23 protein-coding genes are annotated in these 25,781 nt (G+C 35.4%); 10 read left to right on the top strand and 13 right to left on the bottom strand.

Annotated elements, in window-relative coordinates:
- Window position 1: 1 nt before the first annotated feature.
- The 5 genes from rplQ (at window position 2) to F1003_RS13365 (ending at window position 5,624) form a co-directional block, all read left to right on the top strand.
- Complete coding sequence (gene rplQ / locus F1003_RS13385) at window positions 2-478, top strand: 50S ribosomal protein L17 (protein ID WP_155089948.1); 477 nt, start codon at window positions 2-4, stop codon at window positions 476-478.
- 152 nt (window positions 479-630) lie between these two features.
- Window positions 631-1,734 (top strand): glutamine-hydrolyzing carbamoyl-phosphate synthase small subunit, encoded by a 1,104-nt coding sequence (gene carA, locus F1003_RS13380; RefSeq protein WP_155089947.1) that lies wholly within the window; start codon window positions 631-633, stop codon window positions 1,732-1,734.
- A 158-nt stretch (window positions 1,735-1,892) separates the two neighbouring features.
- On the top strand, window positions 1,893-3,185 hold the full coding sequence (gene eno / locus F1003_RS13375; RefSeq protein WP_155089946.1) for a phosphopyruvate hydratase: 1,293 nt from the start codon (window positions 1,893-1,895) through the stop codon (window positions 3,183-3,185).
- Between the two features lie 175 nt (window positions 3,186-3,360).
- A complete protein-coding gene (locus F1003_RS13370; protein ID WP_155089945.1) occupies window positions 3,361-4,647 on the top strand; it encodes a citrate synthase in 1,287 nt (428 codons plus the stop codon).
- A 65-nt stretch (window positions 4,648-4,712) separates the two neighbouring features.
- The gene (locus tag F1003_RS13365) at window positions 4,713-5,624 is read left to right on the top strand and encodes a dimethylarginine dimethylaminohydrolase family protein (RefSeq protein ID WP_155089944.1); all 912 of its coding nucleotides are present in this window, start codon (window positions 4,713-4,715) and stop codon (window positions 5,622-5,624) included.
- Window positions 5,625-5,626: 2 nt separating this feature from the next.
- Here the strand turns inward: F1003_RS13365 and F1003_RS13360 are convergent, their stop codons facing one another.
- The 6 genes from F1003_RS13360 to rsfS all read right to left on the bottom strand — a co-directional run bounded on the left by F1003_RS13360 (window position 5,627) and on the right by rsfS (window position 10,412).
- Entirely contained in the window at window positions 5,627-5,893 is a 267-nt protein-coding gene (locus F1003_RS13360; RefSeq protein WP_155089943.1) for an acyl-CoA-binding protein, read from the bottom strand.
- Entirely contained in the window at window positions 5,890-6,543 is a 654-nt protein-coding gene (locus F1003_RS13355; RefSeq protein ID WP_155089942.1) for a phosphatidylserine decarboxylase family protein, read from the bottom strand. The genes F1003_RS13360 and F1003_RS13355 overlap by 4 nt, the downstream gene beginning before the upstream one ends.
- Entirely contained in the window at window positions 6,533-7,354 is an 822-nt protein-coding gene (locus F1003_RS13350) for a phosphatidate cytidylyltransferase (protein WP_155089941.1), read from the bottom strand. Before F1003_RS13350 ends, F1003_RS13355 begins: the two co-directional genes overlap by 11 nt.
- Window positions 7,354-7,962: an LUD domain-containing protein gene (locus tag F1003_RS13345; RefSeq protein WP_155089940.1), complete on the bottom strand. Its 609-nt coding sequence runs from the start codon at window positions 7,960-7,962 to the stop codon at window positions 7,354-7,356. The genes F1003_RS13350 and F1003_RS13345 overlap by 1 nt, the downstream gene beginning before the upstream one ends.
- A 102-nt stretch (window positions 7,963-8,064) precedes the next feature.
- The gene (ftsH, locus tag F1003_RS13340) at window positions 8,065-10,008 is read right to left on the bottom strand and encodes an ATP-dependent zinc metalloprotease FtsH (protein ID WP_155089939.1); all 1,944 of its coding nucleotides are present in this window, start codon (window positions 10,006-10,008) and stop codon (window positions 8,065-8,067) included.
- 32 nt (window positions 10,009-10,040) lie between these two features.
- Complete coding sequence (gene rsfS / locus F1003_RS13335; RefSeq protein WP_155089938.1) at window positions 10,041-10,412, bottom strand: ribosome silencing factor; 372 nt, start codon at window positions 10,410-10,412, stop codon at window positions 10,041-10,043.
- Window positions 10,413-10,505: 93 nt separating this feature from the next.
- Between rsfS and F1003_RS13330 the strand changes: the two genes are divergently transcribed.
- Window positions 10,506-11,237, top strand: coding sequence for a biotin--[acetyl-CoA-carboxylase] ligase (locus F1003_RS13330; RefSeq protein WP_155089937.1), 732 nt, complete (start codon window positions 10,506-10,508; stop codon window positions 11,235-11,237).
- On the opposite strand, the gene F1003_RS13325 is transcribed toward F1003_RS13330, so the two are convergent.
- Window positions 11,234-11,629: an SRPBCC family protein gene (locus tag F1003_RS13325; RefSeq protein ID WP_155089936.1), complete on the bottom strand. Its 396-nt coding sequence runs from the start codon at window positions 11,627-11,629 to the stop codon at window positions 11,234-11,236. The two genes, F1003_RS13330 and F1003_RS13325, sit on opposite strands and share 4 nt — an antisense overlap.
- A 110-nt stretch (window positions 11,630-11,739) precedes the next feature.
- Window positions 11,740-12,384 (bottom strand): orotate phosphoribosyltransferase, encoded by a 645-nt coding sequence (pyrE, locus tag F1003_RS13320; protein ID WP_155089935.1) that lies wholly within the window; start codon window positions 12,382-12,384, stop codon window positions 11,740-11,742.
- 122 nt (window positions 12,385-12,506) lie between these two features.
- On the opposite strand from pyrE, the gene F1003_RS13315 reads away from it, so the two are divergent.
- Entirely contained in the window at window positions 12,507-13,088 is a 582-nt protein-coding gene (locus F1003_RS13315) for an NUDIX hydrolase (protein WP_155089934.1), read from the top strand.
- 116 nt (window positions 13,089-13,204) lie between these two features.
- Here the strand turns inward: F1003_RS13315 and F1003_RS13310 are convergent, their stop codons facing one another.
- Window positions 13,205-14,836: an isocitrate lyase gene (locus F1003_RS13310; RefSeq protein WP_155089933.1), complete on the bottom strand. Its 1,632-nt coding sequence runs from the start codon at window positions 14,834-14,836 to the stop codon at window positions 13,205-13,207.
- A gap of 68 nt (window positions 14,837-14,904) precedes the next feature.
- Entirely contained in the window at window positions 14,905-16,503 is a 1,599-nt protein-coding gene (gene aceB, locus F1003_RS13305; RefSeq protein ID WP_155089932.1) for a malate synthase A, read from the bottom strand.
- 123 nt (window positions 16,504-16,626) lie between these two features.
- Here aceB and F1003_RS13300 point away from each other — a divergent pair, with 123 nt between their 5' ends.
- Complete coding sequence (locus F1003_RS13300; RefSeq protein WP_155090043.1) at window positions 16,627-18,105, top strand: helix-turn-helix domain-containing protein; 1,479 nt, start codon at window positions 16,627-16,629, stop codon at window positions 18,103-18,105.
- Window positions 18,106-18,160: 55 nt separating this feature from the next.
- Here F1003_RS13300 and F1003_RS13295 read toward each other — a convergent pair whose 3' ends face one another.
- Window positions 18,161-19,912, bottom strand: coding sequence for a M14 family metallopeptidase (locus tag F1003_RS13295; protein ID WP_155089931.1), 1,752 nt, complete (start codon window positions 19,910-19,912; stop codon window positions 18,161-18,163).
- 112 nt (window positions 19,913-20,024) lie between these two features.
- On the opposite strand from F1003_RS13295, the gene ctlX reads away from it, so the two are divergent.
- The gene (gene ctlX / locus F1003_RS13290; RefSeq protein ID WP_155089930.1) at window positions 20,025-20,957 is read left to right on the top strand and encodes a citrulline utilization hydrolase CtlX; all 933 of its coding nucleotides are present in this window, start codon (window positions 20,025-20,027) and stop codon (window positions 20,955-20,957) included.
- 53 nt (window positions 20,958-21,010) lie between these two features.
- Here the strand turns inward: ctlX and F1003_RS13285 are convergent, their stop codons facing one another.
- Window positions 21,011-23,065 carry a tetratricopeptide repeat-containing sensor histidine kinase gene (locus tag F1003_RS13285; RefSeq protein ID WP_155089929.1) on the bottom strand — a complete coding sequence of 685 codons (2,055 nt, stop codon included), beginning with the start codon at window positions 23,063-23,065 and terminating at the stop codon, window positions 21,011-21,013.
- 416 nt (window positions 23,066-23,481) lie between these two features.
- Window positions 23,482-23,847 (bottom strand): bleomycin resistance protein, encoded by a 366-nt coding sequence (locus F1003_RS13280; protein ID WP_155089928.1) that lies wholly within the window; start codon window positions 23,845-23,847, stop codon window positions 23,482-23,484.
- Window positions 23,848-23,968: 121 nt separating this feature from the next.
- On the opposite strand from F1003_RS13280, the gene argS reads away from it, so the two are divergent.
- Window positions 23,969-25,750: an arginine--tRNA ligase gene (argS, locus tag F1003_RS13275; RefSeq protein WP_155089927.1), complete on the top strand. Its 1,782-nt coding sequence runs from the start codon at window positions 23,969-23,971 to the stop codon at window positions 25,748-25,750.
- The last annotated feature ends 31 nt before the right edge of the window (window positions 25,751-25,781 follow it).

Raw genomic sequence — 25,781 nt, 5'->3', positions numbered from 1 at the left:
CATGAGACACGGAAAAAAATTCAACCACTTAGGTAGAAAGACTGCACACAGAAGAGCAATGTTAGCCAATATGGCTTGTTCTTTAATTGAGCACAAGCGTATTAACACAACAACTGCTAAAGCCAAAGCTTTAAAACAGTTTGTGGAGCCTTTAATTACTAAATCTAAAGAAGACACTACTCACAATAGAAGAATTGTGATGTCTAGATTAAAACAAAAAGAGGCTGTTGCTGAATTGTTTAGAGATGTTGCTGCAAAAGTAGCTGATCGTCCAGGAGGCTATACACGTATCATCAAATTAGGAAATCGATTAGGTGATAACGCTGATATGGCAATGATAGAGTTGGTAGATTACAACGATATCTATACTGCTGGTAAGCCTGAGAAGAAAACACGTAGAAGTAGAAGAAGAGGTGGTAAAAAGAGCACTGCTGCTGTTCCACCAGTAGAAACTAAAGCTACTAACGAAGAAGAATAATCGAGTGTTGATAACGATTAATAAATATAGAGGATAAACTTTTTAAGTTTATCCTTTTTTTTTGGAATTTTGCGTTGCACTGAGCGTAGTCTAAGTGCAAATAATAGAAGAGACTAAAACAAGGCATAGCTTAAAAAACAATAATACAACACATGAAATATACACAAAGAAAAAAAGCCCTTATTCTATTAGCTGACGGCACTATTTTCTACGGAAAATCCATAGGAAAAGAAGGTACGGCATTTGGTGAAGTATGTTTTAATACTGGTACTACAGGTTATCAGGAAATTTTCACTGACCCTTCTTATTATGGGCAGTTAATGGTCACCACAAATGCCCATATTGGTAATTATGGTACTAAAGAAGATGAGAATGAATCGGATACAGTAAAAATTGCTGGATTGATTTGTAAAAATTTCAGTTTTGAATATTCGAGACCTGCAGGTGATGCCGCATTAGAAGATTATTTCGAGAAGCATAATACTTTAGCTATTGCAGATGTCGATACAAGAGCTTTGGTAAGTTATATTAGAGATCATGGCGCAATGAATGCTGTTATTTCTACAGAGGTGGATAATATTGAAGGACTAAAGAAACAATTGGCTGAGCAGCCAGAGATGAAAGGTCTAGAATTAGCTTCTAAGGTATCAACTAAAGAGCCTTATTATTTTGGAGATGAAAATGCAACCTACAAAATTGCCGCTTTAGATATTGGTATAAAAAAGAATATCCTTAGAAATTTAGCAAAGCGAGACGCTTATATTAAAGTGTTCCCTTACAATTCAAAGTTTGAAGATTTAGAAGGGTTTAATCCAGATGGTTATTTATTATCAAATGGACCTGGTGATCCAGAGCCGTTGGTCGAGGCTCAAGCTGTGGCAAAGGAAATTATATCTAAAAACAAACCTTTGTTTGGTATCTGTTTAGGACATCAGGTTATTGCTTTGGCAAATGGTATTTCAACCTATAAAATGCATAATGGCCATAGAGGTATTAATCATCCGGTTAAAAACCTAATAACCGGTAAAGGTGAAATTACGTCTCAGAACCATGGTTTTGCTATCAACAGAGAAGAAACAGAAGCTAATAGTGATGTAGAAATTACGCATGTACATCTAAATGATGATACAGTAGCAGGTATTAAGATAAAAGACAAAAACTGTTTCTCAGTACAATACCACCCAGAAGCAAGTCCTGGTCCAAATGATTCAGGGTATTTATTTGACCAGTTTATTGAAAATATAAAAAATAACTAATATCAAATTGGCAATGAAACCTAAAGTTCATTGCCAATTTTGTTTTACGAAAACATTATAGTTAAGATTTAATGCAATTCTAATATCAAGAGATATTAATTAGGTCAACTATTTTGTAAATTTGATTTTCAAAATTAAAATAACTTAAACTAAACATAATGAGCATTATAATTAATGTACACGCAAGACAAATTTTAGATTCAAGAGGAAACCCAACCGTAGAGGTAGATGTTGTAACTGAAAATGGAATTATGGGACGTGCAGCAGTACCCTCTGGTGCTTCTACAGGTGAACATGAAGCTGTTGAATTAAGAGATGGAGGCGATGCTTATATGGGCAAAGGCGTGTCTAAAGCAGTGGAAAATGTTAATACGATTTTAGCTCAAGAACTTATGGGAGTTTCTGTGTTTGAGCAAAATGCCATAGATAATCTAATGATAAAATTAGATGGTACACCAAACAAATCCATTTTAGGTGCCAACGCTATTTTGGGAGTATCATTAGCGGTTGCCAAAGCAGCAGCAAATGAATTAAATATGCCATTATATAGATATGTTGGCGGTGTTTCGGCAAATACCTTACCGTTACCAATGATGAACATTATCAATGGTGGTTCGCACAGTGATGCACCAATTGCTTTTCAAGAATTTATGGTGATGCCTGTTAAAGCAAAAAACTTTACACATGCAATGCAGATGGGAACAGAGATTTTCCATAACCTTAAAAAAGTATTGCACGATAGAGGTCTTAGTACGGCAGTAGGTGATGAAGGTGGTTTTGCACCAAACTTAGAAGGAGGAACAGAAGATGCATTGGATTCCATTAAAGTTGCTGTTGAAAAAGCAGGTTACACCTTTGGTGACGATATTAAGATAGCATTAGATTGTGCGGCAGCTGAATTCTTTGTGGATGGAAAATACGACTATACTAAATTTGAAGGAGATTCAGGTAAAGTAAGAACATCAGCAGAACAAGCTGAGTACTTAGCTGAACTTGCTTCAAAATATCCAATTATATCAATTGAAGATGGTATGGATGAAAATGATTGGGATGGTTGGAAGTTATTGACCGATAAAATTGGATACAAAGTACAATTGGTTGGTGATGATTTGTTCGTGACTAATGTAGAGCGTTTATCGCGAGGTATTGAAAATGGCATAGCTAATTCCATATTAATTAAAGTAAATCAAATAGGTACATTGACTGAAACCATTTCGGCAGTGAATATGGCACATAACGCAGGCTATACATCTGTAATGTCGCATAGATCTGGTGAAACAGAAGACAATACCATTGCAGATTTGGCAGTAGCATTGAATACAGGACAGATTAAAACAGGTTCTGCATCGCGTAGTGACCGTATGGCGAAATACAATCAGTTATTACGTATTGAGGAAGAATTAGGTGATGTAGCTTATTTTCCGCAAGAAAATGCGTTTAAGGTGAAATAAATTTAAAAACCACTATTTAAATTATAAAAAGCGATTATCGAAGGATAATCGCTTTTGTTTTCTATAGAAAAACCAAATACTTCAATTGTTAAAACGATTATAATTCTACTTCCAAAATCACTTGATATTTCGTAATTTTACAATCCTTTAAAAATTACAAAATACACAAATACATATGTCAGATAAAGCGACCTTAGAAATTAATGGTGACAAGTACGAATTTCCAATTAAAGTTGGTACAGAAAACGAAGTTGCCATTGATATTAAAACCTTGAGAAATGCAACCGGAGGTGTTATTACTATAGATCCTGGTTATAAAAATACAGGAAGTTGCGAAAGCGCCATTACGTTTTTAGATGGTGAAAAAGGTATTTTAAGGTATAGAGGGTATTCTATTGAAGAACTCGCTGAAAAAGCTGATTTCTTAGAAGTGGCTTATCTTTTGATTTTTGGTGAATTACCTACCCATGAACAATTAAACAAATTCGAAGCTGACATAAAGGAAAGATCTGTTGTAGATGATGATATTAAAAAGATTTTGGATGCGTTTCCAAAGTCGGCTCACCCAATGGGAGTATTATCGTCATTAACAAGTGCATTGACTGCATTTTACCCGTCTTCGGTTGATGTAAAATCAGAGGAAGCGATGTATAATGCCATTGTAAGGATATTGGCAAAATTCCCAATACTTGTGGCATGGACCATGCGTAAAAAGCAAGGCTTACCATTAGACTATGGTGACAAAAATTTGGGTTATGTGGAGAATGTTCTTAAAATGATGTTTAAGAGTCCAAATAGCGAATATGAACAAAATCCTATTTTGGTGAATGCGTTGGATAAATTGTTAATACTTCACGCAGACCATGAGCAAAATTGTTCTACATCTACTGTAAGAATAGCTGGTTCATCACATGCAGGTTTATTTGTATCTCTTGCTTCAGGTATATCGGCACTTTGGGGACCATTACATGGCGGAGCAAACCAAGCGGTTTTAGAAATGCTTGAAGCCATTAAAGAAGATGGTGGTGATACTAAGAAATATATGGCTAAGGCTAAGGACAAAAACGATCCTTTCCGTTTAATGGGCTTTGGTCACCGTGTGTATAAAAACTTCGATCCAAGAGCCAAAATTATTAAAGTGGCTGCAGATGAAGTTTTGGGTGATTTAGGTGTTGAGGACCCTATTTTGGATATTGCCAAAGGTCTTGAGCAAGAAGCGTTAAAGGACCCATACTTTGTAGACAGAAAACTTTATCCTAACGTAGATTTCTATTCTGGTATTATATACAGAGCAATGGGAATCCCAGTAGAAATGTTTACCGTTATGTTTGCACTTGGCCGACTTCCAGGTTGGATAGCTCAGTGGCGAGAAATGCGTATGCGTAACGAACCGATTGGTCGCCCAAGACAATTGTATATTGGTGAAACCTCTAGAGAGTTTAAGTCTATCGATAAAAGATAAATTCCTGGATTAAGAATAATAAGAAGCTTCATATATTTATGGAGCTTTTTGTATTTTCGTTACCTATGAAATTGAATATACAAAACGAGACTTCAAGACTTAGAGCTGTTGTTTTAGGGACAGCCAAAAGCGTTGGTCCAGTTCCATCAATAGAAGAAGCTTACGACCCAAAATCAGTTGAACATATAAAAGCAGGGACTTATCCCAAAGAAGCTGATATGGTCAAAGAAATGGAAGCCGTAGCTAAAGTTTTTGAAAAATATAACGTTAAGGTTTACAGACCGAAAGTTATTGAAGATTATAACCAAATATTTTCAAGGGATATTGCTTTTGTTATAGAAGACAAATTTATTAAGGCTAATATTTTACCGGATCGAGAAGGAGAGTATCAAGCCATTCAACATGTCATTGAACAAATAGATAAGGATAAGGTAATCGTGCTTCCAGAGGAGTGTCATGTAGAAGGAGGAGATGTTATGCCTTGGAACGACTATATTTTTATTGGCACTTATACAGGTGCCGATTATCCGGATTATATCACAGCTCGTACTAATATTGAAGCAGTTAAGGCTATTCAAGAATTGTTTCCTCAGAAAACCGTAAAAGCTTTTGAGTTAAGAAAATCCAATACTAATGCAAAAGAAAATGCATTACATTTAGATTGTTGTTTCCAACCCATCGGAAAGGATAAAGCGATACTTCATAAAAACGGATTTTTAGTAGAGAGCGAGTATGAGTGGTTGGTTAATTTTTTCGGAAAAGACAAGGTATTCGAAATCACAAAAGAAGAAATGTACAACATGAACAGTAATGTATTCTCCATTTCTGAAGATGTGATAATTTCTGAAAGAAATTTTACACGACTTAATACTTGGCTAAGAGATAATGGCTTCACGGTTGAGGAGGTCCCTTATGCAGAAATCGCTAAGCAAGAGGGTTTATTACGTTGTTCAACGTTACCTTTAATAAGGGATTAGATTTACTTTCTATATAAGAAGTAATTATTAACAAGATCTATATACTCTTGTTTGGCCTCATCTTCAGTAATATCTTGCACTTGAAATAATGCATTGGTCTTAAAGGCATTTATTATGGGTTTACGACTACTAGGTCTTCCATAATCATTAGTAGCTTTTTTATAATAGGCATACAGACGAAGTAAAAAATCTGCAGGAAAAGGTTCTGTATGAGCATTGATACGCTCTACAGCTGCTTCAAATTCTATATTTAATTCTTCTGATGTCATTTCATTTCTGCAATGATACTTTCTCCTCCTCGTACTTTTTGGTTGAGTTTTACCTTTATCTCAGCATCTAAAGGTAAAAATAAATCTACTCTAGACCCAAACTTTATAAACCCTGAATCCGCCCCTTGAATAGCAGTAGAATCTTTTATGGCATAATTTACAATGCGCTTTGCCATTGCTCCAGCAATTTGCCTGTAAAGCACTTTACCAAATCCATCGTTCTCTACAACCACAGTTGTACGTTCATTTTCTTCACTTGCCTTAGGGTGCCAAGCAACTAAATACTTTCCTGGATGATACTTGCTATAAGTGATATTTCCGCTGATTGGATATCTAGTAACATGAACATTAATAGGCGACATAAAAACAGACACCTGAATGCGTTTGTCCTTAAAAACTTCATTCTCCATTACCTCTTCAATAACCACAACTTTTCCATCTACTGGTGATAAAGCGTGTTTTTCATCAGCATGTGTATGTCGTTTAGGGTTTCTAAAAAATTGAAGAATTAAAATAAAGAATATCAGGATGGCAATCATTAAACCCGTTCTCAACCATTCGTTTGTAATGAATTCATCAATCAAAAAAAATGAACCAACGACGATTACAAGTGTGAAAAATATTATTTTATGACCTTCTTTATGAAACATAACTTACAATTCTTAAAAATAAATAGATAAATGGCGATGCAAAGATAAGACTATCTAAGCGATCCATGAGTCCGCCATGTCCTGGCATAATCACTCCACTGTCCTTAACGCCAGCCTGACGCTTAAACTTAGATTCAATTAAATCACCAAACGTACCAAAAACACTAACTATTATCGCTAGGACCAACCAATGTGTGGAATTTAGAGCCTCAGTATATAGTGCTATAAAATAACTCGCTATGCAAGCAAAAAATAGTCCTCCTAAAAATCCTTCAACGGTCTTTTTTGGGGAGATTCTTGGAAACAATTTCTGCTTTCCAAAATTTTTACCAATTAAATAAGCGGCACTATCATTTACCCAAACTAAAATGAATGCACCCAATAACAGCAATGGCGTAAATACATTTTGAAAGTTGGCAATCAGCAACATAAAAATAAAACCACTACTTAAGTAAAACGTGGTAGTAATGTAGCGCTTGGTCTCAAAAAGTGGTATTTTCTTAAAGGTGAATAAGTCTTTTAAAAGAATGAGGTTAACAAATATAGTTACTACAAGTAAAATATTGATGGCTTCACCGCTCCCTATAAAATCAGTTTGATACACGCAGATGTGCCAAAATAAAAAATACAGGAATATGAATATGATATATTGAACATTGGCGTTTAGTTTAATCAATTTGCTAAACTCTACTAAACTTAATATACCGAAAACTGCGAGTAGAATGATGAGTCCTGTCTGAAAATATAGTGACCCAATAAGTAATAAAACATATATAGCACCAGAAATAGCTCTAATGGATAGTTCTTTCATTATAAATCTTCTAATAATATCAGGTATAGATCCTTAGCACTACTACCATAAGTAAGAAAGTCTTTATCATCGGCAGTTTTAAAATGCTTTATCGTTGTGATATTTGTAGGAATAGAAGTTTTGCTTTTTTCCTTTATACCTTTTAAACCCTCACCAATATTTTCTACAAACTGACTTGTGGTCGCATAAATAATAAAGTGCTCAGGTAATTCTTTAAGCTTTTTCTCAGCAATTTGATTTGAGGAAATTAATAACGAACCATCATCTGAAATAAGATACTCACAGGTAGATAAGAAATAAGAACTTTCAGAAACCTTTTTAGTAGTATTAAGATTAAAGTCCTTAAACAAAGATGACAAACGCTCATCAATTAGAAAAACCTTGTCATTGTGCCATTGGTTTTCATCCAAAATAGAATTGAAGCTATCCTTTACTTCTTTCATGTTTTCGCAATACAAGAATTTTCCGCCGTTTGCTTTAAAGTTTATGGTAAAACGTTCATCAGCAGGCAACTTAACTTCAGGCATATATTTGCCACGCTCTTGATTTGGTATTTGTTCTTCGGACTGATCAGATTTTTTTCCGAAGAGTTTACGAAATAAGCTCATTCAATTGTTGCTATTAATCTTGTAATTAGTGCATTTATCAAATATAAAAAAACTTAAACTAACATTAAGTCAATTTAAGTTTTTTATAAGTCTGTAGAGCTATTACTCTTCTTCTTCTATAATCGTTTCTTCCTTATCAAAAGCACGTTTTCCGAAGATTTTTTCGAGGTTATCCTTGAATATCACCTCTTTATCTAGAAGAACTTCAGCAAGTTCGGTAAGCTTATCTTTATTTGCTTCTAAGAGTTTTATAGCACGTTCATACTGCTCTTCTATGATATCTGAAATCTCTTTATCAATAAGCTCAGCTGTTTGTTCACTGTAAGGTTTTGTGAATCCATATTCAGATTGACCAGATGAGTCATAATAGGTTAGGTTTCCTACCTTGTCACTAAGACCATATATAGTAACCATAGCTCTAGCTTGTTTGGTTACTTTTTCTAAATCGCTTAATGCACCAGTAGAGATTTTGTCAAAAATAACTTTCTCAGCAGCTCTACCACCTAAAGCAGCACACATTTCGTCCAACATTTGCTCAGGACGAACAATTAAGCGTTCTTCAGGTAAATACCAAGCAGCTCCAAGGGAACGCCCTCTAGGAACAATGGTTACTTTTACCAAAGGAGCAGCATGCTCTAACATCCAACTTACTGTAGCATGACCAGCTTCATGGAATGCAACTGCACGTTTTTCATCTGGAGTTATAATTTTGTTCTTCTTCTCTAAACCACCGATAATTCTATCAACAGCATCCAAGAAATCTTGTTTATTTACTGCTTTTTTGCCCTTTCTAGCTGCAATCAAAGCGGCTTCATTACAAACATTGGCGATATCCGCACCAGAAAAACCTGGAGTTTGTTTTGCCAAGAAGTCAATATCTAAAGTTTCTTCTTTTTTAAGTGGACGTAAGTGAACCTCAAAAATTTCTTTACGCTCTCTTACATCTGGTAGATCTACATAAATCTGTCTATCAAAACGACCAGCACGCATTAAGGCACTATCTAATACATCAGCTCTATTGGTTGCGGCAAGTACAATAACATTGGTGTTCGTACCAAAACCATCCATTTCGGTTAATAGCTGATTCAAGGTGTTTTCACGTTCATCGTTAGAACCAGAAAAGTTGTTTTTACCTCTAGCTCTACCAATAGCATCAATTTCGTCTATGAATATGATAGAAGGTGATTTTTCCTTCGCTTGTTTAAATAAATCTCTTACACGAGAAGCTCCTACACCTACAAACATCTCTACAAAGTCAGAACCTGATAAAGAGAAGAATGGTACTTTGGCTTCACCTGCTACAGCCTTTGCTAATAAGGTTTTACCAGTTCCTGGAGGTCCTACAAGCAATGCTCCTTTTGGTATTTTACCACCTAAAGCTGTATATTTTTCTGGGAATTTTAAGAAATCAACAATTTCTTGAACTTCCTCTTTTGCCCCTTCTAAACCAGCAACATCCTTAAATGATGTTTTAGTATCTGATTTTTCATCGAATAGCTTGGCTTTAGATTTTCCAATATTGAAAATCTGTCCACCAGCACCACCTCCGCCACCAGAGGACATACGACGCATAATGAAGATCCAAACACCAATTATTAAAATAAATGGTAGTAAGGTCAATAAGAAATCTCCCCAAACATTTTGTTCGGTTTCATACTTAACCTCAGTATCTAAATTATTCTGTTCCTTAATCTCACGTATATCTTTCTCAAAATTTTGAAGATCACCAAACTCAAATTTGTAGTTTGGGACAGGAGTCATTGAAGGCAAAATGGATTTTGGCTTCGATTTTTTATGTACTTCTTGCTCTTGTGCTTCTTTGGTTAAGTAAACTCTTGCTTCTCGTTTATTAACTATTTCAACTTTTTCAACATCACCATTCTCTAGGTATTGTAAGAATTGAGAAGGAGTGGTTTGTATTCCTGTAGAACCGCCAAAACCGCCAGAAAATAATTGTATGGATAAGAACACAGCAATGATAACGCCATATATCCAATACGGATTTACTTTAGGTTTTTTATTTGGATTTTTATTGTCTTTTGCCATCTTGTTTCCGCAAATGCGGTCATCTGTTTAATTTAGTAACTTGTTTCTATTTGCGTCATTTTAGCGTCTCCCCAAAGACTTTCAATGTCATAGTACTCTCTAATATGCTTTTGAAACACATGTACAACCACATTAACATAGTCCATTAAAACCCACTCGGCATTATCTGTACCTTCAATATGCCAAGGTTTATCCTTAAGGGTTTTACTAACTTGTTTTTGTATGGAGTTGACGATAGCGTTTACTTGTGTATTAGAAGTACCTTCACAAACTATAAAATAATCGCAAACCGTATTTTCAATATCTCTTAAATCTAAAATTGTAATTTCTTTTCCTTTAACCTCTTCTATTCCTCCAATGATTGTTGTAATGAGTTGGTCTGCACTGGTTTTTTCTTTCGTCATTAAATTGAATTAAATTTATGCAAAGTTATTATTTTTTTAGTTCTTGTAAGCCCTATTTGTCATAAGAAAACTATAAAATAAAACGCTGTTTAAATGTATATTATCAAACTTGATGCCATTGACTCAACAAACTCGCATCTAAAGGCTATGGCATCGGTTGCTTTGCCTAAGGATTACACAGTTGTAGTCGCGGAGCACCAGACTGAAGGACGAGGGCAAATGGGTACAATATGGCAAACGGAAAGCGGTAAAAACCTTACAGCTAGTGTGTTTAAGAAAATGATAGGGTTTAAGGTTAGCAATCAGTTTTACATTAGTATGGTGGTTTCATTGGCGATTTGTAAGGTGCTTAAAACCTTTCAAATCCCTAAAATTAGTATTAAATGGCCTAACGACATTTTGTCAGCAGATAAAAAAATATGTGGGATTCTGATAGAAAACGTCATTAAACATAACAAGTTTCAAGGGTCTGTCATTGGTTTTGGACTGAACGTCAACCAGAAGTTTTTTGACAACTTAACACAAGCTTCATCAATGAGCTTATTAACAGGAGTTCTCTACAATAAAGACGAAGTTTTATCAAAAATTTTAAAGGAGCTTCAATTTTATTTTAAACTTTTGGAATCTCAACAATTCGAGCAATTAAAGTCTGAATATGAAGCATTGCTATTCAGAAAAGATAAGCCGTCAACCTTTAGCACTTCAAAGGACGAAACCTTCTCTGGCATTATAAAAGGAGTTAGCAAATCTGGAAAACTAAAAGTTTGGACAGAAGATGAAATTATAAAAACCTTTGATCTAAAGGAACTGACACTGCTTTACTAAATAGCAGTTTTCATATTGGTGACAAGAGTTTCAATAAACTTGCTGATTGGTCCCTTTATCATCATGGCCATCATGGCATTAAATTCACCATTAAATGATAATTGAACATCGCTTTTATCTTGTTCAGCTCTTGTAATGTCTACTGTTAATGAAAAATCCAATTTTCCGCCGGCAGCACCTAGAACAATTTTATTATAAGGAACAGCTTCCTTTTTTTTAAGGATAATCTCTGGCATTCCTTTTAGGGCGAAGAGAAATTTGTCGTCTTCCAAAACTTCAAATTTGCTAATGTTTTCTGGCATTAAGCTTTCGAAATTTTTTACGTCAGACAAAAAGTTGAACGTTTCTTCAGGAGACTTATCTAGGGTTACTTTTGGCGATTCTAAATTCATGTTTAAGAATGTTAAGTTGTTTATTTGTTTGTGCGTTAAATTGATGCCGTTTTACCTTTTTTTTAATAAAATTGAACGAATCAACAACTACACGACTTAGCGATAATATATCAATTAGCGTTCCACTCGCTAGGATTGGCATTCCATTGCGCTAAAATGTCTTGTTGTTTTTGGGTGATGTAACGCGTGTCTAGGGCTTGTTCTAACAGATTTTCATAATTGCCCAGCGTATGTAATTCTACATTGGCGTCTTCAAAATTTTTCTTTGCCACATCAAAACCATAAGAAAAAATTGCCACCATTCCTTTTACATTCACTTCTGCTTCGTTAAGTGCTGCGACTGCATTGAGGCTACTTTTTCCTGTACTGATTAAATCCTCAACCACTACAACGGTTTGTCCTTTTTCAAGGTAGCCTTCAACTTGGTTTTGGCGACCATGCTTTTTAGCTTCTGGTCTTACGTAAACAAACGGAAGGTTGAGATAGTCTGCCACTAACGCACCAATACCAATTGCTCCTGTTGCTACACCTGCAATAACATCTGGCTTACCATACAGATCCTCAATTTCTCGAGCCATAGTTTCTCTTATGTAGTTTCTAATAAGAGGATAGGATAAAACGATTCTGTTATCGCAGTAAATGGGTGACTTCCATCCAGATGCCCAGGTAAAAGGATCATTGGGCTGTAGTTTTATAGCATTAATCTGCAATAAAACTTCTGCGGTTTTTTTAGCGGTTTCTTTATTAAAAATCATGGCGCAAAATTAATGATTTTTGCAAGTATTATATTTTTTAATTGTAAATTAATTTTTGAGACTAAGCGATTACGCTAAAAAATAATATTTTTACAAGTAGAAAGTAATAACGGACCAAATCCATGCACACTATTTATGTAGGTGATAAGCCTATAATATTAACTACAGAAATTAAGCAAGAAACCGACTTTAAGAATTTTTTGTTGAAATCGGTAAATATTGGCAAGGTGATTAAAACCCTTAACAATACCGACTTAAACGCTGTACACCTTATCCATAAAAACCCTGATAAGCTTTTAAAAAAGTTTTTGAAGCTATTGCCAAACGTTGTTGCAGGTGGAGGAAAGGTTTACAATGATAAAAACGAAGTTCTTTTTATTTACCGAAACGATAAATGGGATTTACCAAAAGGAAAAGCAGAGCGAAAGGAATCCATTGAAGAGACTGCAATACGGGAAGTGGAAGAAGAGACAGGCGTTAAAGAGTTGAAAATCACTAAACCACTCTCAACCACTTATCACATTTTTAAGCGCAACGGCAAGCACAAAATAAAAATCACCTATTGGTTTGAAATGACGACCAGTTTTGAAGGCAAACTATCACCAGAAAAAAGCGAAGGCATTACCAAGGTAAAGTGGTTAGATGAAAAAGCATCCGAAGAAGCTTTGGAGAATAGTTATGCTAATATTCGGGTTTTGGTGTAAAGCTAGAATTTCTGCGAAGGTTATAATCTTTCAATATTTCCATATAGAATGTAAAAAAAGGCAAATTATCGATTAAAATAATTTGCCTCTTACTATTAATTAATTTGACATTTTATCTAGGCAACCACACCTAATTTTTTCTTCTTCTTTTGGTTTTCTGGCTTTAACTTAAATTGATTGGATGTGTTCTTCTCACCTCCAGCTTTCAAGGCCTTGTCACCAGCAAAAAATGTTTTGTGGTCGTCACCAAGGTCAGAGCCTGCCATTCTTTGGTGCTTAACACAAGATACGCCTTTTCGGATTTCCTGTCTTTGAACACCTCTAACATAAGCCAACATACCTTCATCGCCAAAATAGTCTTTGGTTAAATCATCCATATGAAGTGCTGTAGTATGATACGTTGGAAGTGTAATTAGATGGTGGAAAATCCCAGCTTCTCTTGCTCCGTCCTTTTGAAATGTTTTAATCTTTCGGTCTGCGCGATAGCATAACTCAGTACCATCATATTCTGCTGCCATTAAATTGTTTCTGTCATAAGCGGTCATGTTCTCTCCTTCTGCCACCATTTCTTCATAGGCTTGCTTACGGAAGTTCAGTGTCCAATTAAAAGAAGGTGAATTGTTATATACCAATTTTGCATTAGGAACAACGGCTCTAACTCGGTTTACCATATTGGCAATTTGCTTCACATTTGGTGTTGGAGTTTCAATCCAAAGTAAGTCAGCACCATTTTTAAGACTGGTAATACAATCCAAAACTACACGATCTATATTTGAACCTTCCTTAAATTTATACAAGCCATTTGGCAAACGTGTTGGACGAACCAATTTGTTGCCTCTTTTTATAAGCACGTCATTTTCATCAGCGTCTTCAATAGCAATTTCTTTAGCTTCAACAAAATCCAAATATTGGGATGCCAAATCGCCAGGTGTTTTGCTCACAGGCAGTTTTTGTGTTAAGCCTGCTCCTTCTGAATCTGTTCGTGCTACGATAATCCCGTCATCCACACCCAATTCTAAAAAGGCATATCTAATGGCATTCAATTTTGCCACAAAATCCTCGTGAGGTACGGTAACCTTACCGTCTTGGTGGCCACACTGCTTTGCATCGGATACCTGATTTTCAATTTGAATGGCACAAGCACCAGCTTGAATCATTTTTTTAGCCAATAAATACGTGGCTTCCTCATTGCCAAAACCTGCATCAATATCTGCTATGATTGGAACGATGTGAGTTTCAAAATTATCGATTTCATCCTGTACGTCCTCACCATTTTCTTGTCTTCTGAATAAATCGTTTAGCTCTATCGCATCAGCTTGTCTCAGAAAATCATAGATTTCTGCAATGAGACCAGAAACAGCAGTTTTTTCGTGCATGGATTGGTCTGGTAACGGTCCAAATTCTGAGCGTAGTGCAGCCACCATCCAACCCGAAAGGTAAAGGTATTTTTTGCTTGTTGTTTTATGATGTTTTTTAACAGCAATCATTTTTTGTTGCGCTACAAACCCATGCCAGCAACCTAATGATTGTGTGTAGTTGGAAGAATCTGCATCGTAAGCTGCCATGTCTTCTCGCATAATTGCAGCTGTATATCTCGCAATGTCCAAACCGGTTTTAAAACGGTTTTGTGCAACCATTCTGGCAGCATTTTCAGATTTGATAGCGTTCCAAGTTTCGCCATATTTTGCTTTAAGATTTTGGATTGTTTCCAGAGCAGAGCTGTAATTGGATTGTGATAAATTTTTCATAATTTTGAAATGATTATTTAATTAATAATTAGATCCTGTTGATTGTGTCCGCAATCGCAGGATCGCTTTTATATATGTTTGTACGCAGGAAGCGTTAAAAATTCTACAAATTCTTCTGAAACTACCAGTTTATTAAAAATCTCAAATGCCAGTTTAAATTTTGTTTTGAGGCAATTGTCCTCGCCAACTTCCGTGATGATTTTTTCAATTTCATCATCAAACAATGTTTTGTAAAGCCCCATATTAAATGTTCTGCCATCTTCAAGCTTGGCTTCGTTTTTAAGCCATTGCCACACTTGCGTTCTGGAAATTTCTGCAGTTGCAGCATCTTCCATTAAATTGTAGAGTGCCACAGCTCCGTGGCCACGTAACCAAGCTTCTGTATAAAGAATTCCAACGTTTATGTTTTTTCTTATGCCAGCTTCGGTAATGGTCCCTTTTGGCAGTTCCACCAAATCTTTCTCGGTAACGGAAATATCATCACGAGTAACGTGCAGTTGGTTTGCAGTTGGCATGTGTTTGTTAAATTCATTCATAGCAACCTCTACCAAAGCAGGATGCGCCACCCAAGTGCCATCATGTCCGTTTTTTACCTCACGTTCTTTATCCTTTCTTACTTTTTCCAAAGCTTCAGCGTTTGCTGTTGGATTGTTTTTTATCGGGATTTGTGCTGCCATGCCACCAATTGCTAGAATTCCTCGTTTGTGGCAACGTTGAATCACAAGTTTAGAATAGGCATCCATAAAAGGTGTGGTCATCGTTACTTGGTCGCGATTTGGCACTAAAAAGCCATCGTGGTTTCTGAATTTTTTAATGTATGAAAAAATATAGTCCCAACGTCCGCAATTAAGACCAACGATATGGTCTTTCAATTCATAAATGATTTCGTCCAACTGAAAACTCGCTGTTATGGTTTCAACCAAAACGGTTGTTTTAAATGTACCGATTGGAACATTCAAATACTCTTGGGCAAAATTGAAAACGTCGTTCCACCAGCGCGCCTCTAAATAATGCTCTAATTTTGGGAGGTAGAAATACGGAGCTGTTCCGTTTTTCATTAGGGTTTTGGTATTATGAAACACATAAAGTCCAAAATCCACTAAACTACCAGAAGTAACTTCGTCATTTATTAAGATATGTTTTTCATCAAGGTGCAAACCTCTTGGCCTAACCAATAACACAGCCGGATTTTCGTTGAGCTCATAATGCTTGCTACGTTTAGAATCCGTTAATGAGATGGTTCTGTTATTGGCATCTTTTAGATTTTGCTGACCTTCAATAGTGTTTTTCCATGTTGGAGCGTTGCTGTCTTCCAAATCTGCCATAAAAGTTTTGGCGCCTGAATTTAAGGCGTTAATCACCATTTTTCTATCCACAGGTCCTGTGATTTCCACACGTCTATCTTGTAAATCTGCAGGAATTTTACCTGCTGTCCAGTCGTTTTCTCTTATGTTTTTTGTTTCGGCTGGAAATTTCGGAAATTCACCATTGTCAAAAACCTTCTGTTGCTCAATTCGGGATTTTAGAAGTCCCGATCTTTTTGAATTGAATTTCTCATGTAGTGCAATAAGAAAGTCTAAAGCTTCGTCGGTTAATATTTCAGGAAAATAATTGTTTACCTCATTTGAAAAAATGATTTTGGTTTGTTTGAGCAGCGTTTGTTCCATATCTAAATTATTTTGATACAATATTAGAATAAAGTTTTTTAAAAAACAAGCGAACGTTCGCTAAAATGATGAAATTCACAAAAATTAGTTTATTCGCAAATTATATTATCTTTGAAAACATATATGGAAGAAGATTATATAAAGCTCATTTTTGGGTTAAAATTAAAACAGATAAGAACTGAAAAGAATTTATCGTTGTTCGGCTTGTCTAAGATTTCTGGATTATCAAAATCATATCTCAACGAGATTGAAAATGGTAAAAAATACCCTAAACCAGATAAAATTGTTACGCTCTCAGAAAAACTTAATGTGCCTTACGATCAGATGGTGTCATTAAAATTGGACAAAAATTTGGCTCCTATTGGAGAATTATTGCGATCTAAAATTTTTAAGGAAATTCCTTTAGAGCTTTTTGGTATTAAAGAAAGCAATTTAATAGATATTGTTGCTAATGCTCCAGCAAAAGTAAATGCATTTATTAGTACGATTATAAAAATTGCACAGCATTATAATTTTACTCGCGAGAATTTCTTTTTGGCTTCTGTAAGATCTTTTCAAGAAGCGAATAACAATTATTTTGATGATTTAGAATCACAAGTTTCAAAATTTATTGAAGCTTATCAAATAGATGTAAATCATCGTATTTCTTCTAAGGATTTAGAAGATATTTTGGTAGAAGAATATGATTATAAAATCATACACGATGAATTGAGTAAGTACAAAGCTTTGGTTAATTTGCGTTCTGTATATGTGCCTAAAACAAAAACCTTATTACTCACTAACGAGATTGACGAGGGACAACGAGCTTTTATCTATGCAAAAGAATTAGCGTATAACTTTTTAGGAATTAAGGAGCGATTATTTACATTTCCATGGATAAAATTTGACACTTTTGATCAAGTGCTCAATAATTTCTACGCCTCCTATTTTGCAGGTGCTCTAACTATTCCTAAAGTAATGATTGTTGATCATTTAAAGAACATATTTGAAAAAGATGTATTTGATAGGGTGTCGTTCTTAATGGCTATAAAGGCGTTTAATGCTTCGCCTGAATCATTTTATCAAAGACTGACCAATATTTTACCAGAAGCCTTTAATATTCAGGATTTGTTTTTTTTACGATTCACACATAAAGTGAATAGTGGTAGATTTCATCTTAAGAAAGAATTGCATTTGTCACACCAACATTCTCCGCGAGCTAACGAGCGTAACGAGCATTACTGTAGGCGATGGGTGTCTTTGCAGGTATTGAACCAAATAAGCACAAATGATAATGATCATCAATTCGATATTCAGATTTCAAATTATACTAATGAAGGTAGAAAGTATTTGGTATTATCTTCAGCCACTAAAGATCCATTTAGTGAAGATTATTATCGTAGTATTAGTGTCGGCTTGCTAATTAACAAACAACTTCAGCGGAAAATCAACTTCCTCTCAGACTCAAATATTGTTAAGCAAGAAGTGGGTGTTACTTGTGAACGATGTACTATTGAGAATTGTGAAGTTAGGCAGGCACCTCCGTTGGTTCTAGAAGAGGACGAAAAGAATTTAGAAATAGAAATGATTGTTGAAGAGTTGAAGACAAAGTTCAATACTTAAAATAAAAGACCAATACGAAATAGGAAAATAGCTGTCCTGATATTAGGGTTTTGATTTAGTTTATCCTATAAACAGGATACTGCAAATGCGCCTTTTCATAATTACCACTCTGCTTATGAATCCAATCTAATTGTGCAAACCAGTTGTTGGCAAAGTCCTCATTGTAGCTCACTTTAATATTGTATTCAATTTGAAGTTTTGGGTTGGCTCTTAAAAGTTGCTTGGCCTTGTCTTCCCAAACATAAGGAGAAAAACCTTCCTTTTGTTGTAAAATGGTATCGAAGAAATTCCAGTTAAAAAATGAATCTGGCGCAGTTGGCTCTAAAGTTTCTAATAGGTAACGCATCGCCTTTTGGTCAGTGGTTACCATATAATCACCTTTTCTAAAGGTTATTTTTTCTTCAGAGGATTTTACTTTGGTGTTGTAATGTGGATAATGGCCTTCGTAGGCATTGCGTCGGGTATTGTACACGTCTATTTTGTAGGATTCTACAGTTAATGTGGTGTCGGCTTCAATCTGTGTAAATGCTACATTATTCAACTCTAATAAATCCATTACATTATGCCAACCTTGCGGAATGATATAAGCTTTTGGAATGCTAACTTCTGTGGTTGGGACAAAATAGTTTTGATAAGGCACCTCTTTGGTAAAGGGTTTAGATCGGTCATATTTTAGACGTTGGGCACCTGTTAAATCACTAGGTATCATTTCACCTTCATAACCTTTAAAATTTAAGGTTGATGCTCGTGTGGTATCGACAGTCCAAGCCAAAGGGTAGGTGTCTCCAGCAGACCACGTGTTAAATTGCTCAGCACGTAGTTGAGAGATTCTGTCACCTTGCTCTTCAGTGATTTCCAACATGCTTTTCATTAATTCATAAGTGCCTTCCACACGTTGCTTGTATGGTTTTAGCATGTGGGTTTCTACCATCATGCCCAAGGTGTTAAACAATGTGGTGTAACCTGTTGAGTAGCGAGGCGAATCCATAAACTGTGAGAAACCAGATTCTGGTGTGCGGTTAAATACATTAACGTAAGGTGTGATGTCCCAAGATTTTGCTTCCAGTTTTTGTTCTAGCTGTGGCATCATTTCGGTATGAAGATAGTCTCCTAATTTTCCGCCTAGTTTGTTGTGCTGCGTAAATAAATGGGTTAAAATATATTGGTAATCTGCACCATTGCTTACGTGATTGTCTATAAAAACATCGGGTTGTACCAAGTGGAATATCTGTGCAAAAGTCCTTGCGTTTTTAGTGTCAGACTTTATAAAATCCCGATTGAGGTCATAATTACGTGCATTACCTCTAAAACCATATTCTTTTGGTCCGTTTTGGTTGGTGCGTGTACCTGAATTACGGTTGAGACTTCCGCCGACATTATAGATTGGAATGGTCACTAAAATCGTACGTTTTGGTGCTTCAATATTGCCTTGCACAATGTCTCTGTAGAGCATCATGGTAGCATCGATACCATCAGATTCGCCAGGATGAATACCATTATTAATAAGCAGAATTCGGTTGTCTTTTCTCAGCGTTTCAAAATCATCACCAGAATTGTTCATGTTTAAAGTAACGATGTGCAAGGGTTTCCCGGAATCGGTCTCACCAATTTCCTGGATTGAAATTTCAGAATAACTATCCGCCAAATCTGAATAATATTGAATCGTTTCGTCATAGGTTGCCGTTTCTAAACCTTTGCTTTTTTCAAACACAGTGGTAAAGTCAATATCCGTATGGTTATCCACTTTATTTTCCTTATTTTCTGAACAAGAAGTGATTAATAATAGTAGAATTAAAAGTTTTTTCATGATGAATAGGATTGTACTTCAAACTTACAGATTTTAAGTATAAAAATTGCCAACATCATAAAATTCAGATTAGAAAAATCACTAATTTTGCAAAACTTTCAAAATTTAATACATGCAACAAACCACAGATACCATATTAATGATTCGTCCTGTTAATTTCAGAATGAATGAGCAAACTGCTGTCAACAACTATTTTCAGGAAGATTTAGATATTAAAAATGCTGAAATCAATACGAAAGCACAGGAAGAATTTGATGCTTTTGTTGAAAAATTGAGAGCTGTTGGTATTAATGTGATTGTTGAGGAAGATGACAAGTTAAGGGATACTCCAGACTCTATATTTCCGAATAACTGGGTGAGTTTCCATGGTAATGGTGATGTAGCTGTATATCCAATGTTTGCTGAGAATAGGAGACGTGAGCGCAGAGAGGAAGTCTTTATGAGACTCGAAAAAGAAGGGTTTAAAATTGAAAATATTATTGATTACACGTCTGCAGAAGATGAAGGTGTTTTTTTAGAAGGCACGGGAAGTATCTTAATGGATCGTGTGAACAGAAAAGCCTATTGTGCTTTGTCACCACGAGCAGATGAGGATTTGTTTATAGAATTCTGTGAAGATTTCGAATATACTCCAGTCATTTTTACCGCCAACCAAACTGTAGATGGTGATCGTTTGCCAATTTACCATACCAATGTAATGATGTGTTTGGCTGAGAATTTCGCTGTGATTTGTTTGGACAGTATTGATGATAAAAAGGAACGTAAAAATGTAGTGAAGCATTTAAAGCAAGATGGTAAAGAGATAATCTCAATTACAGAAGCACAGATGCATCAATTTGCTGGCAATATGTTACAACTACGTGGAAATGAAAGCCGCTATTTGGTAATGAGTGAAGCTGCTCACAAGAGTTTAACAAAAGACCAAATCAATAGAATAGAAAAACATTGTCCGATTTTGTCGAGTTCATTAGAGACTATTGAAACTTGTGGAGGTGGTAGTGCGCGTTGTATGATGGCTGAGGTGTTTCTTCCTAAGGAGGTCTAAACGTTTATGCGTAGGGATTTGCTTCTGATTATTTAGAACTGTAGATAAATAAACTAAGCTATTGGAGCCGCCTTTGGAAGTTCTATAAAGAACTTACTACCGACATTTTCAGTACTTTCTACCCAGATTCTTCCGTTGTTTAACTCTACTAAATCTTTAGCAATTGTAAGTCCGAGCCCAGTACCTTTTTCGTTTTTAGTACCAACGGTCGTAAAATTTTTATTGGCATTAAAAAGCTTATCAATATTTTCTCTAGAAATACCTACACCTGTATCTTCAACACAAATAAGTGCTTTGCCATTAACATCTTGATTTGAAATTGTAATAACATCACCAGTTCTACTAAACTTAACGGCATTAGTGATTAAATTCTGAATCACGATTTCTACCATGCTTCTATCTGCATAAATAAAGTCACGCTGAGATTCATCAATAAGCACAATGCGTTTGTCTTCAACCTTTTGTTCTACCAATGCCATTTTGGTGTGGAAGACTTCCTGAATATTAAACAATTCTGGTTTTGGCTCTAAACTTTGCATTTGTGATTTAGACCAGTTTAATAAATTGAACAAGAGTGAAGACGCATTATTGGCATTTTCACTCAACTCAGGTATAAGTTCTCTAAACTCTTCTTTAGATATACTGTCTTCTTTTAGTAAATCGAGAAAAGCCTTTATAGATGATATGGAATCCTTTAAGTCATGGGAAACTATTGAGAAGAGTTTGTCCTTCACTTGGTTGACTTCCTCAAGATGATGGGTCTGTTCTAAGATTGCTTCATTTCTAACTTTCTCCTGTTCTAATTTTTCTTTTTGTTCTGCTATGGTTGCTTTTTGTTTTCTGTTTTTAATAAAAATGAATAACAATAATACAAGTAATAGTGCCGTGGCAGCAAGAGCTCCATATAAAATCAAAGGGTTGTCTAGCCAAGTCTTTTTGCCATCAGTACTGTTTTCTTCAAAATTGTTGATGTCATCTTCAATTGGGTTAGAGTCATGTAAATCTAAAGGTTCAACATCTGTCGGGAAAACAGGTTGGTCGGTTTCTGCTAACTCTTCTTTTAGGTCATAATACTTATTTTGCCAGAAGAAGGCATTCTGAAAATAACCACGAGTAGAGTCTAAAGCAATATGTAGCTTATAGTTTTCTAATAGCTCAGTTTTGTTATCAATTTTTTGAGCGATAGTGTAGGCTTCGTTAAGTTGAATTTCAGCAAGTCTTACTTTTTTCTTTTGAAGATTTAAATTACCAATGGCATTAAGTGCACGAAGAATGCCCTCTTGGTTGCCTTCCCTTCTGTTATACTTTAAACCTTCAACCAAATAGTCTGAAGCCTTATCGTATTCTTTAAATTGTAAGTACTCGCTACCAAGCTTCGGAAGTATTTCGCCACGAACGTCTTTATCATTTGTTGGGTTAAGCATATCCAAAACCTTTTCGTAATACTCAATGGCTTTGCGATGCTCTTTTCGCATAGAATAAAGGTCTGCAATATTTTTAGTGGATGCTATAATGCCTTTTCGGTCATTGATTTGCTCCCTTACCTCAAGCGCCTTAATATTGAATTCAATTGCCTTATCAATTTGATTGGTCTTAAAATAAGCTTCAGCCAAATTGTTGTAGGCAGAGCTGAGTTCATCTTTTAGGTCTTGCTTTTCAAAAATGTCAATTGCAGAAAGCGAGTTTTTAAGTCCAACAGCATAGTTGCCGCGCCTTATTTCAATAAGTCCAATGCTGTTACTCACTTTAGCGATGCCTAGAGTATCACTGATTTGTAGATAATATTTTCTGGATTTATCGTAATTATCAATGGCATTGTAGTAATCGTTACGCTGCGTATAGATTAAGGCTCTGTAGTATGTGCTTTCTGCTAAGCCTTTAGTGTAATTTAAGCTTTCAGACAGTTTAGCAGTTTGATTAATGTAGAGTAACGCTTTTTTGTAGTCTTCAACGGCGTAGAGTTCATCAATGAGCATTAGCGATAGGTCAACCTTTGTAGAATCAGCTTTTTGATAAGCTAATTGTACGGTAAGGTCGTCTATTCTATCATTTTGTGAAAAAATGAAGAATGAAACAAGACACGAAGCTAATGTCAATAACTGCTTCATACTTGCCTGATTGAAAGACGAAGTGCAATGTTTTGGTGTATATAACTTTTATAGAGGGATGCTAAAAGTAAGTCAACACTAAACAATAACGACGTGGTTAATGTTCGATAATTAAGCCTCATTAATGTTTGGGACATTTGTTAATAGCCTACCAAAAATGCCATAATGTGCTCAAATACACTAATAATTGGGATTTAATACCAATAAATTAGATAAACTGACCGATGAAAATATTGAAAAAAATGTTGTATCGATTAACGGCAGAAATCATGGAAAAACGACCATTTTATCGATGAAATGCACGATATTTGTAATATGCTGCTAATTAATTAGTTAAGATTAAATAAGTCGAAAGCTGGAAGCGCTTTATGCTCAAAATCAAAAAGGCATTGATTCTCCAAAAACAGGTGATTTTATCACTCAAGCTCTTGCCCAAATTTAATTAAATTCCCATCTTCATCTAAAATGGCAAATTCGCGCATGCCATAAGGTTTATCTTCTAATGGTCCATTAGGATGAATTACACCAAAAGGTTTTAATTCCTCATAAAGCGTGTCAATGTCCTTAACATCCACGTAGCAACTTGTGTTTTCGGGATGGATTTTGTCATTGCATTTCCAGAAGTGAACTACAAATTTATCTCTGGCTATAATGGCATAATTATCATCTAAATAACCTACACGATTAAAACCAAGTTTGGTTTTATAGAAATCAACAGTTTTTTTAATATTTAAGGATGCTAAAACAGGAATACCCTTCAGTAAATGTTCTTTTCTTTCCATTTTTTGATTGATGTATTTTTTCTTCCTTAAAAATAGGGAATTAAGATGATTCAAAATCTTAATAAAACAATAAAACTCCTATCTTTGCAAGCGTTTTAAACACCAAAAGGCAAAGTAGAAAATGAACCTTCAAGACACTTTAGAAGTATACGTAAAAGCCGCTGTAAAAGCACTTTTTCAATCGGAATTGGAATCTGTGGAATTTCAGGCGACTCGCAAGGAGTTTGCAGGTGATATTACGGTTGTAGTATTCCCAATGTTGCGTGTGGTGAAAGGTAATCCTGCAGTCATTGGAGAGCAAGTTGGGCAATATTTGCAAGACCATGTGGACTTGGTTAAAGGTTTTAATGTTGTAAAAGGCTTTTTGAATATAGAAATTGACGATGCTTATTATTTCAATTTCTTCAACGAGATTAAGGATAAGACCAACTTTGGTTTTGTTGAGCTAAAGGATGATAAGGCTATAATGGTAGAGTATTCTTCGCCAAACACCAACAAGCCATTACACTTAGGCCATATTAGAAATGTACTTTTAGGATATTCGGTTGCCGAAATTTTAAAAGCGTCTGGTAAAAAAGTTTACAAAACCCAAATCATTAATGATAGAGGCATTCATATTTGTAAAAGTATGCTGGCTTGGCAACGTTTCGGGAATGGTGAAACACCACAATCTACGGGATTGAAAGGTGATAAGTTGGTTGGGAATTATTATGTAGAATTTGATAAGGCTTATAAAAAAGAAATTTCAGAATTAGTATCCCAAGGACACTCTGAAGAAGATGCCAAAAAGAATGCACCAATTTTATTGGAAGCCCAAGATATGCTGCGCAAATGGGAAGCTGGTGATAAAGACGTCGTTGCCCTTTGGGAAAAAATGAACAATTGGGTTTATGATGGTTTTGAAGAGACCTACAAAGCTATTGGTGTTGATTTTGATAAATATTATTACGAAAGCCAAACCTATTTATTAGGTAAAGAATTTATTGCCGAAGGACTGAAAACGGGAGTGTTTTACAAAAAAAACGATGGTTCTGTTTGGTGCGATTTAACCGATGAAGGGCTAGATGAAAAAATCGTGTTACGTAGTGACGGCACTGCGGTTTATATGACCCAAGATATTGGTACGGCAATTCAACGTATTAAGGATTATCCTGATGTTGGTGGAATGGTATATACCGTAGGTAACGAACAAGATTATCATTTTAAGGTTTTGTTTTTAATACTGAAAAAACTTGGTTTCGATTGGGCGAAAAATCTATACCATTTAAGTTACGGTATGGTAGATTTGCCAAGTGGCAAAATGAAGAGTAGAGAAGGAACTGTAGTAGATGCCGATGATTTAATAGAGGAGATGGCAAATACGGCTGAAGAAATTTCCAAGGAACTCGGTAAACTCGATGAATACTCAGAAGAGGAAAAGAAAACACTTTATAAAACCATTGGCTTAGGAGCACTTAAATACTACATCCTAAAAGTAGATCCTAAAAAAAGAATATTGTTCGACCCGAAAGAGTCTATCGATTTTCAAGGGAATACGGGACCGTTTATTCAATACACCTATGCGAGGATTCAGTCGATATTAAGAAAATCTGACTCTGATGTCACTTCGACTTCGCTCAGAGACCAGATTGTTTTACACGAAAAGGAAAAGCAGTTGTTAAAACAGCTAGAGCAATTCCCAGAGGTGATTCAAAATGCGGCTGAACAACACAGTCCTGCTCTAATCGCTAACTACACTTACGATTTAGTGAAGGATTTTAATTCGTTTTATCAAAATGTGTCCATTCTTGGAGCAGACACTGATGAGGAAAAAGGGTTTAGAGTAGCCTTGTCTAGATCGGTTGGGCAAACTATTAAAAATGCATTTCGTGTTTTAGGTATTGAAGTACCTGAGCGTATGTAGGGTTTCTTTAAGCAAAAAATAAATATTACAT

It is taken from the genome of Winogradskyella ouciana, from assembly GCF_009709615.1.
Lineage (GTDB): Bacteria > Bacteroidota > Bacteroidia > Flavobacteriales > Flavobacteriaceae > Winogradskyella > Winogradskyella ouciana.
The sequence above is the reverse complement of the archived record's forward strand: the minus strand, read 5'-3'. Positions and strand labels throughout refer to the sequence as shown.

What these genes read in the sequence shown, in the direction of transcription:
- rplQ (WP_155089948.1), top strand. Translation starts at nt 2, where the DNA reads ATGAGACACGGAAAAAAATTCAACCACTTAGGTAGAAAGACTGCACAC.
- carA (WP_155089947.1), top strand. Translation starts at nt 631, where the DNA reads ATGAAATATACACAAAGAAAAAAAGCCCTTATTCTATTAGCTGACGGC.
- eno (WP_155089946.1), top strand. Translation starts at nt 1,893, where the DNA reads ATGAGCATTATAATTAATGTACACGCAAGACAAATTTTAGATTCAAGA.
- F1003_RS13370 (WP_155089945.1), top strand. Translation starts at nt 3,361, where the DNA reads ATGTCAGATAAAGCGACCTTAGAAATTAATGGTGACAAGTACGAATTT.
- F1003_RS13365 (WP_155089944.1), top strand. Translation starts at nt 4,713, where the DNA reads ATGAAATTGAATATACAAAACGAGACTTCAAGACTTAGAGCTGTTGTT.
- F1003_RS13360 (WP_155089943.1), bottom strand. Translation starts at nt 5,893, where the DNA reads ATGACATCAGAAGAATTAAATATAGAATTTGAAGCAGCTGTAGAGCGT.
- F1003_RS13355 (WP_155089942.1), bottom strand. Translation starts at nt 6,543, where the DNA reads ATGTTTCATAAAGAAGGTCATAAAATAATATTTTTCACACTTGTAATC.
- F1003_RS13350 (WP_155089941.1), bottom strand. Translation starts at nt 7,354, where the DNA reads ATGAAAGAACTATCCATTAGAGCTATTTCTGGTGCTATATATGTTTTA.
- F1003_RS13345 (WP_155089940.1), bottom strand. Translation starts at nt 7,962, where the DNA reads ATGAGCTTATTTCGTAAACTCTTCGGAAAAAAATCTGATCAGTCCGAA.
- ftsH (WP_155089939.1), bottom strand. Translation starts at nt 10,008, where the DNA reads ATGGCAAAAGACAATAAAAATCCAAATAAAAAACCTAAAGTAAATCCG.
- rsfS (WP_155089938.1), bottom strand. Translation starts at nt 10,412, where the DNA reads ATGACGAAAGAAAAAACCAGTGCAGACCAACTCATTACAACAATCATT.
- F1003_RS13330 (WP_155089937.1), top strand. Translation starts at nt 10,506, where the DNA reads ATGTATATTATCAAACTTGATGCCATTGACTCAACAAACTCGCATCTA.
- F1003_RS13325 (WP_155089936.1), bottom strand. Translation starts at nt 11,629, where the DNA reads ATGAATTTAGAATCGCCAAAAGTAACCCTAGATAAGTCTCCTGAAGAA.
- pyrE (WP_155089935.1), bottom strand. Translation starts at nt 12,384, where the DNA reads ATGATTTTTAATAAAGAAACCGCTAAAAAAACCGCAGAAGTTTTATTG.
- F1003_RS13315 (WP_155089934.1), top strand. Translation starts at nt 12,507, where the DNA reads ATGCACACTATTTATGTAGGTGATAAGCCTATAATATTAACTACAGAA.
- F1003_RS13310 (WP_155089933.1), bottom strand. Translation starts at nt 14,836, where the DNA reads ATGAAAAATTTATCACAATCCAATTACAGCTCTGCTCTGGAAACAATC.
- aceB (WP_155089932.1), bottom strand. Translation starts at nt 16,503, where the DNA reads ATGGAACAAACGCTGCTCAAACAAACCAAAATCATTTTTTCAAATGAG.
- F1003_RS13300 (WP_155090043.1), top strand. Translation starts at nt 16,627, where the DNA reads ATGGAAGAAGATTATATAAAGCTCATTTTTGGGTTAAAATTAAAACAG.
- F1003_RS13295 (WP_155089931.1), bottom strand. Translation starts at nt 19,912, where the DNA reads ATGAAAAAACTTTTAATTCTACTATTATTAATCACTTCTTGTTCAGAA.
- ctlX (WP_155089930.1), top strand. Translation starts at nt 20,025, where the DNA reads ATGCAACAAACCACAGATACCATATTAATGATTCGTCCTGTTAATTTC.
- F1003_RS13285 (WP_155089929.1), bottom strand. Translation starts at nt 23,065, where the DNA reads ATGAAGCAGTTATTGACATTAGCTTCGTGTCTTGTTTCATTCTTCATT.
- F1003_RS13280 (WP_155089928.1), bottom strand. Translation starts at nt 23,847, where the DNA reads ATGGAAAGAAAAGAACATTTACTGAAGGGTATTCCTGTTTTAGCATCC.
- argS (WP_155089927.1), top strand. Translation starts at nt 23,969, where the DNA reads ATGAACCTTCAAGACACTTTAGAAGTATACGTAAAAGCCGCTGTAAAA.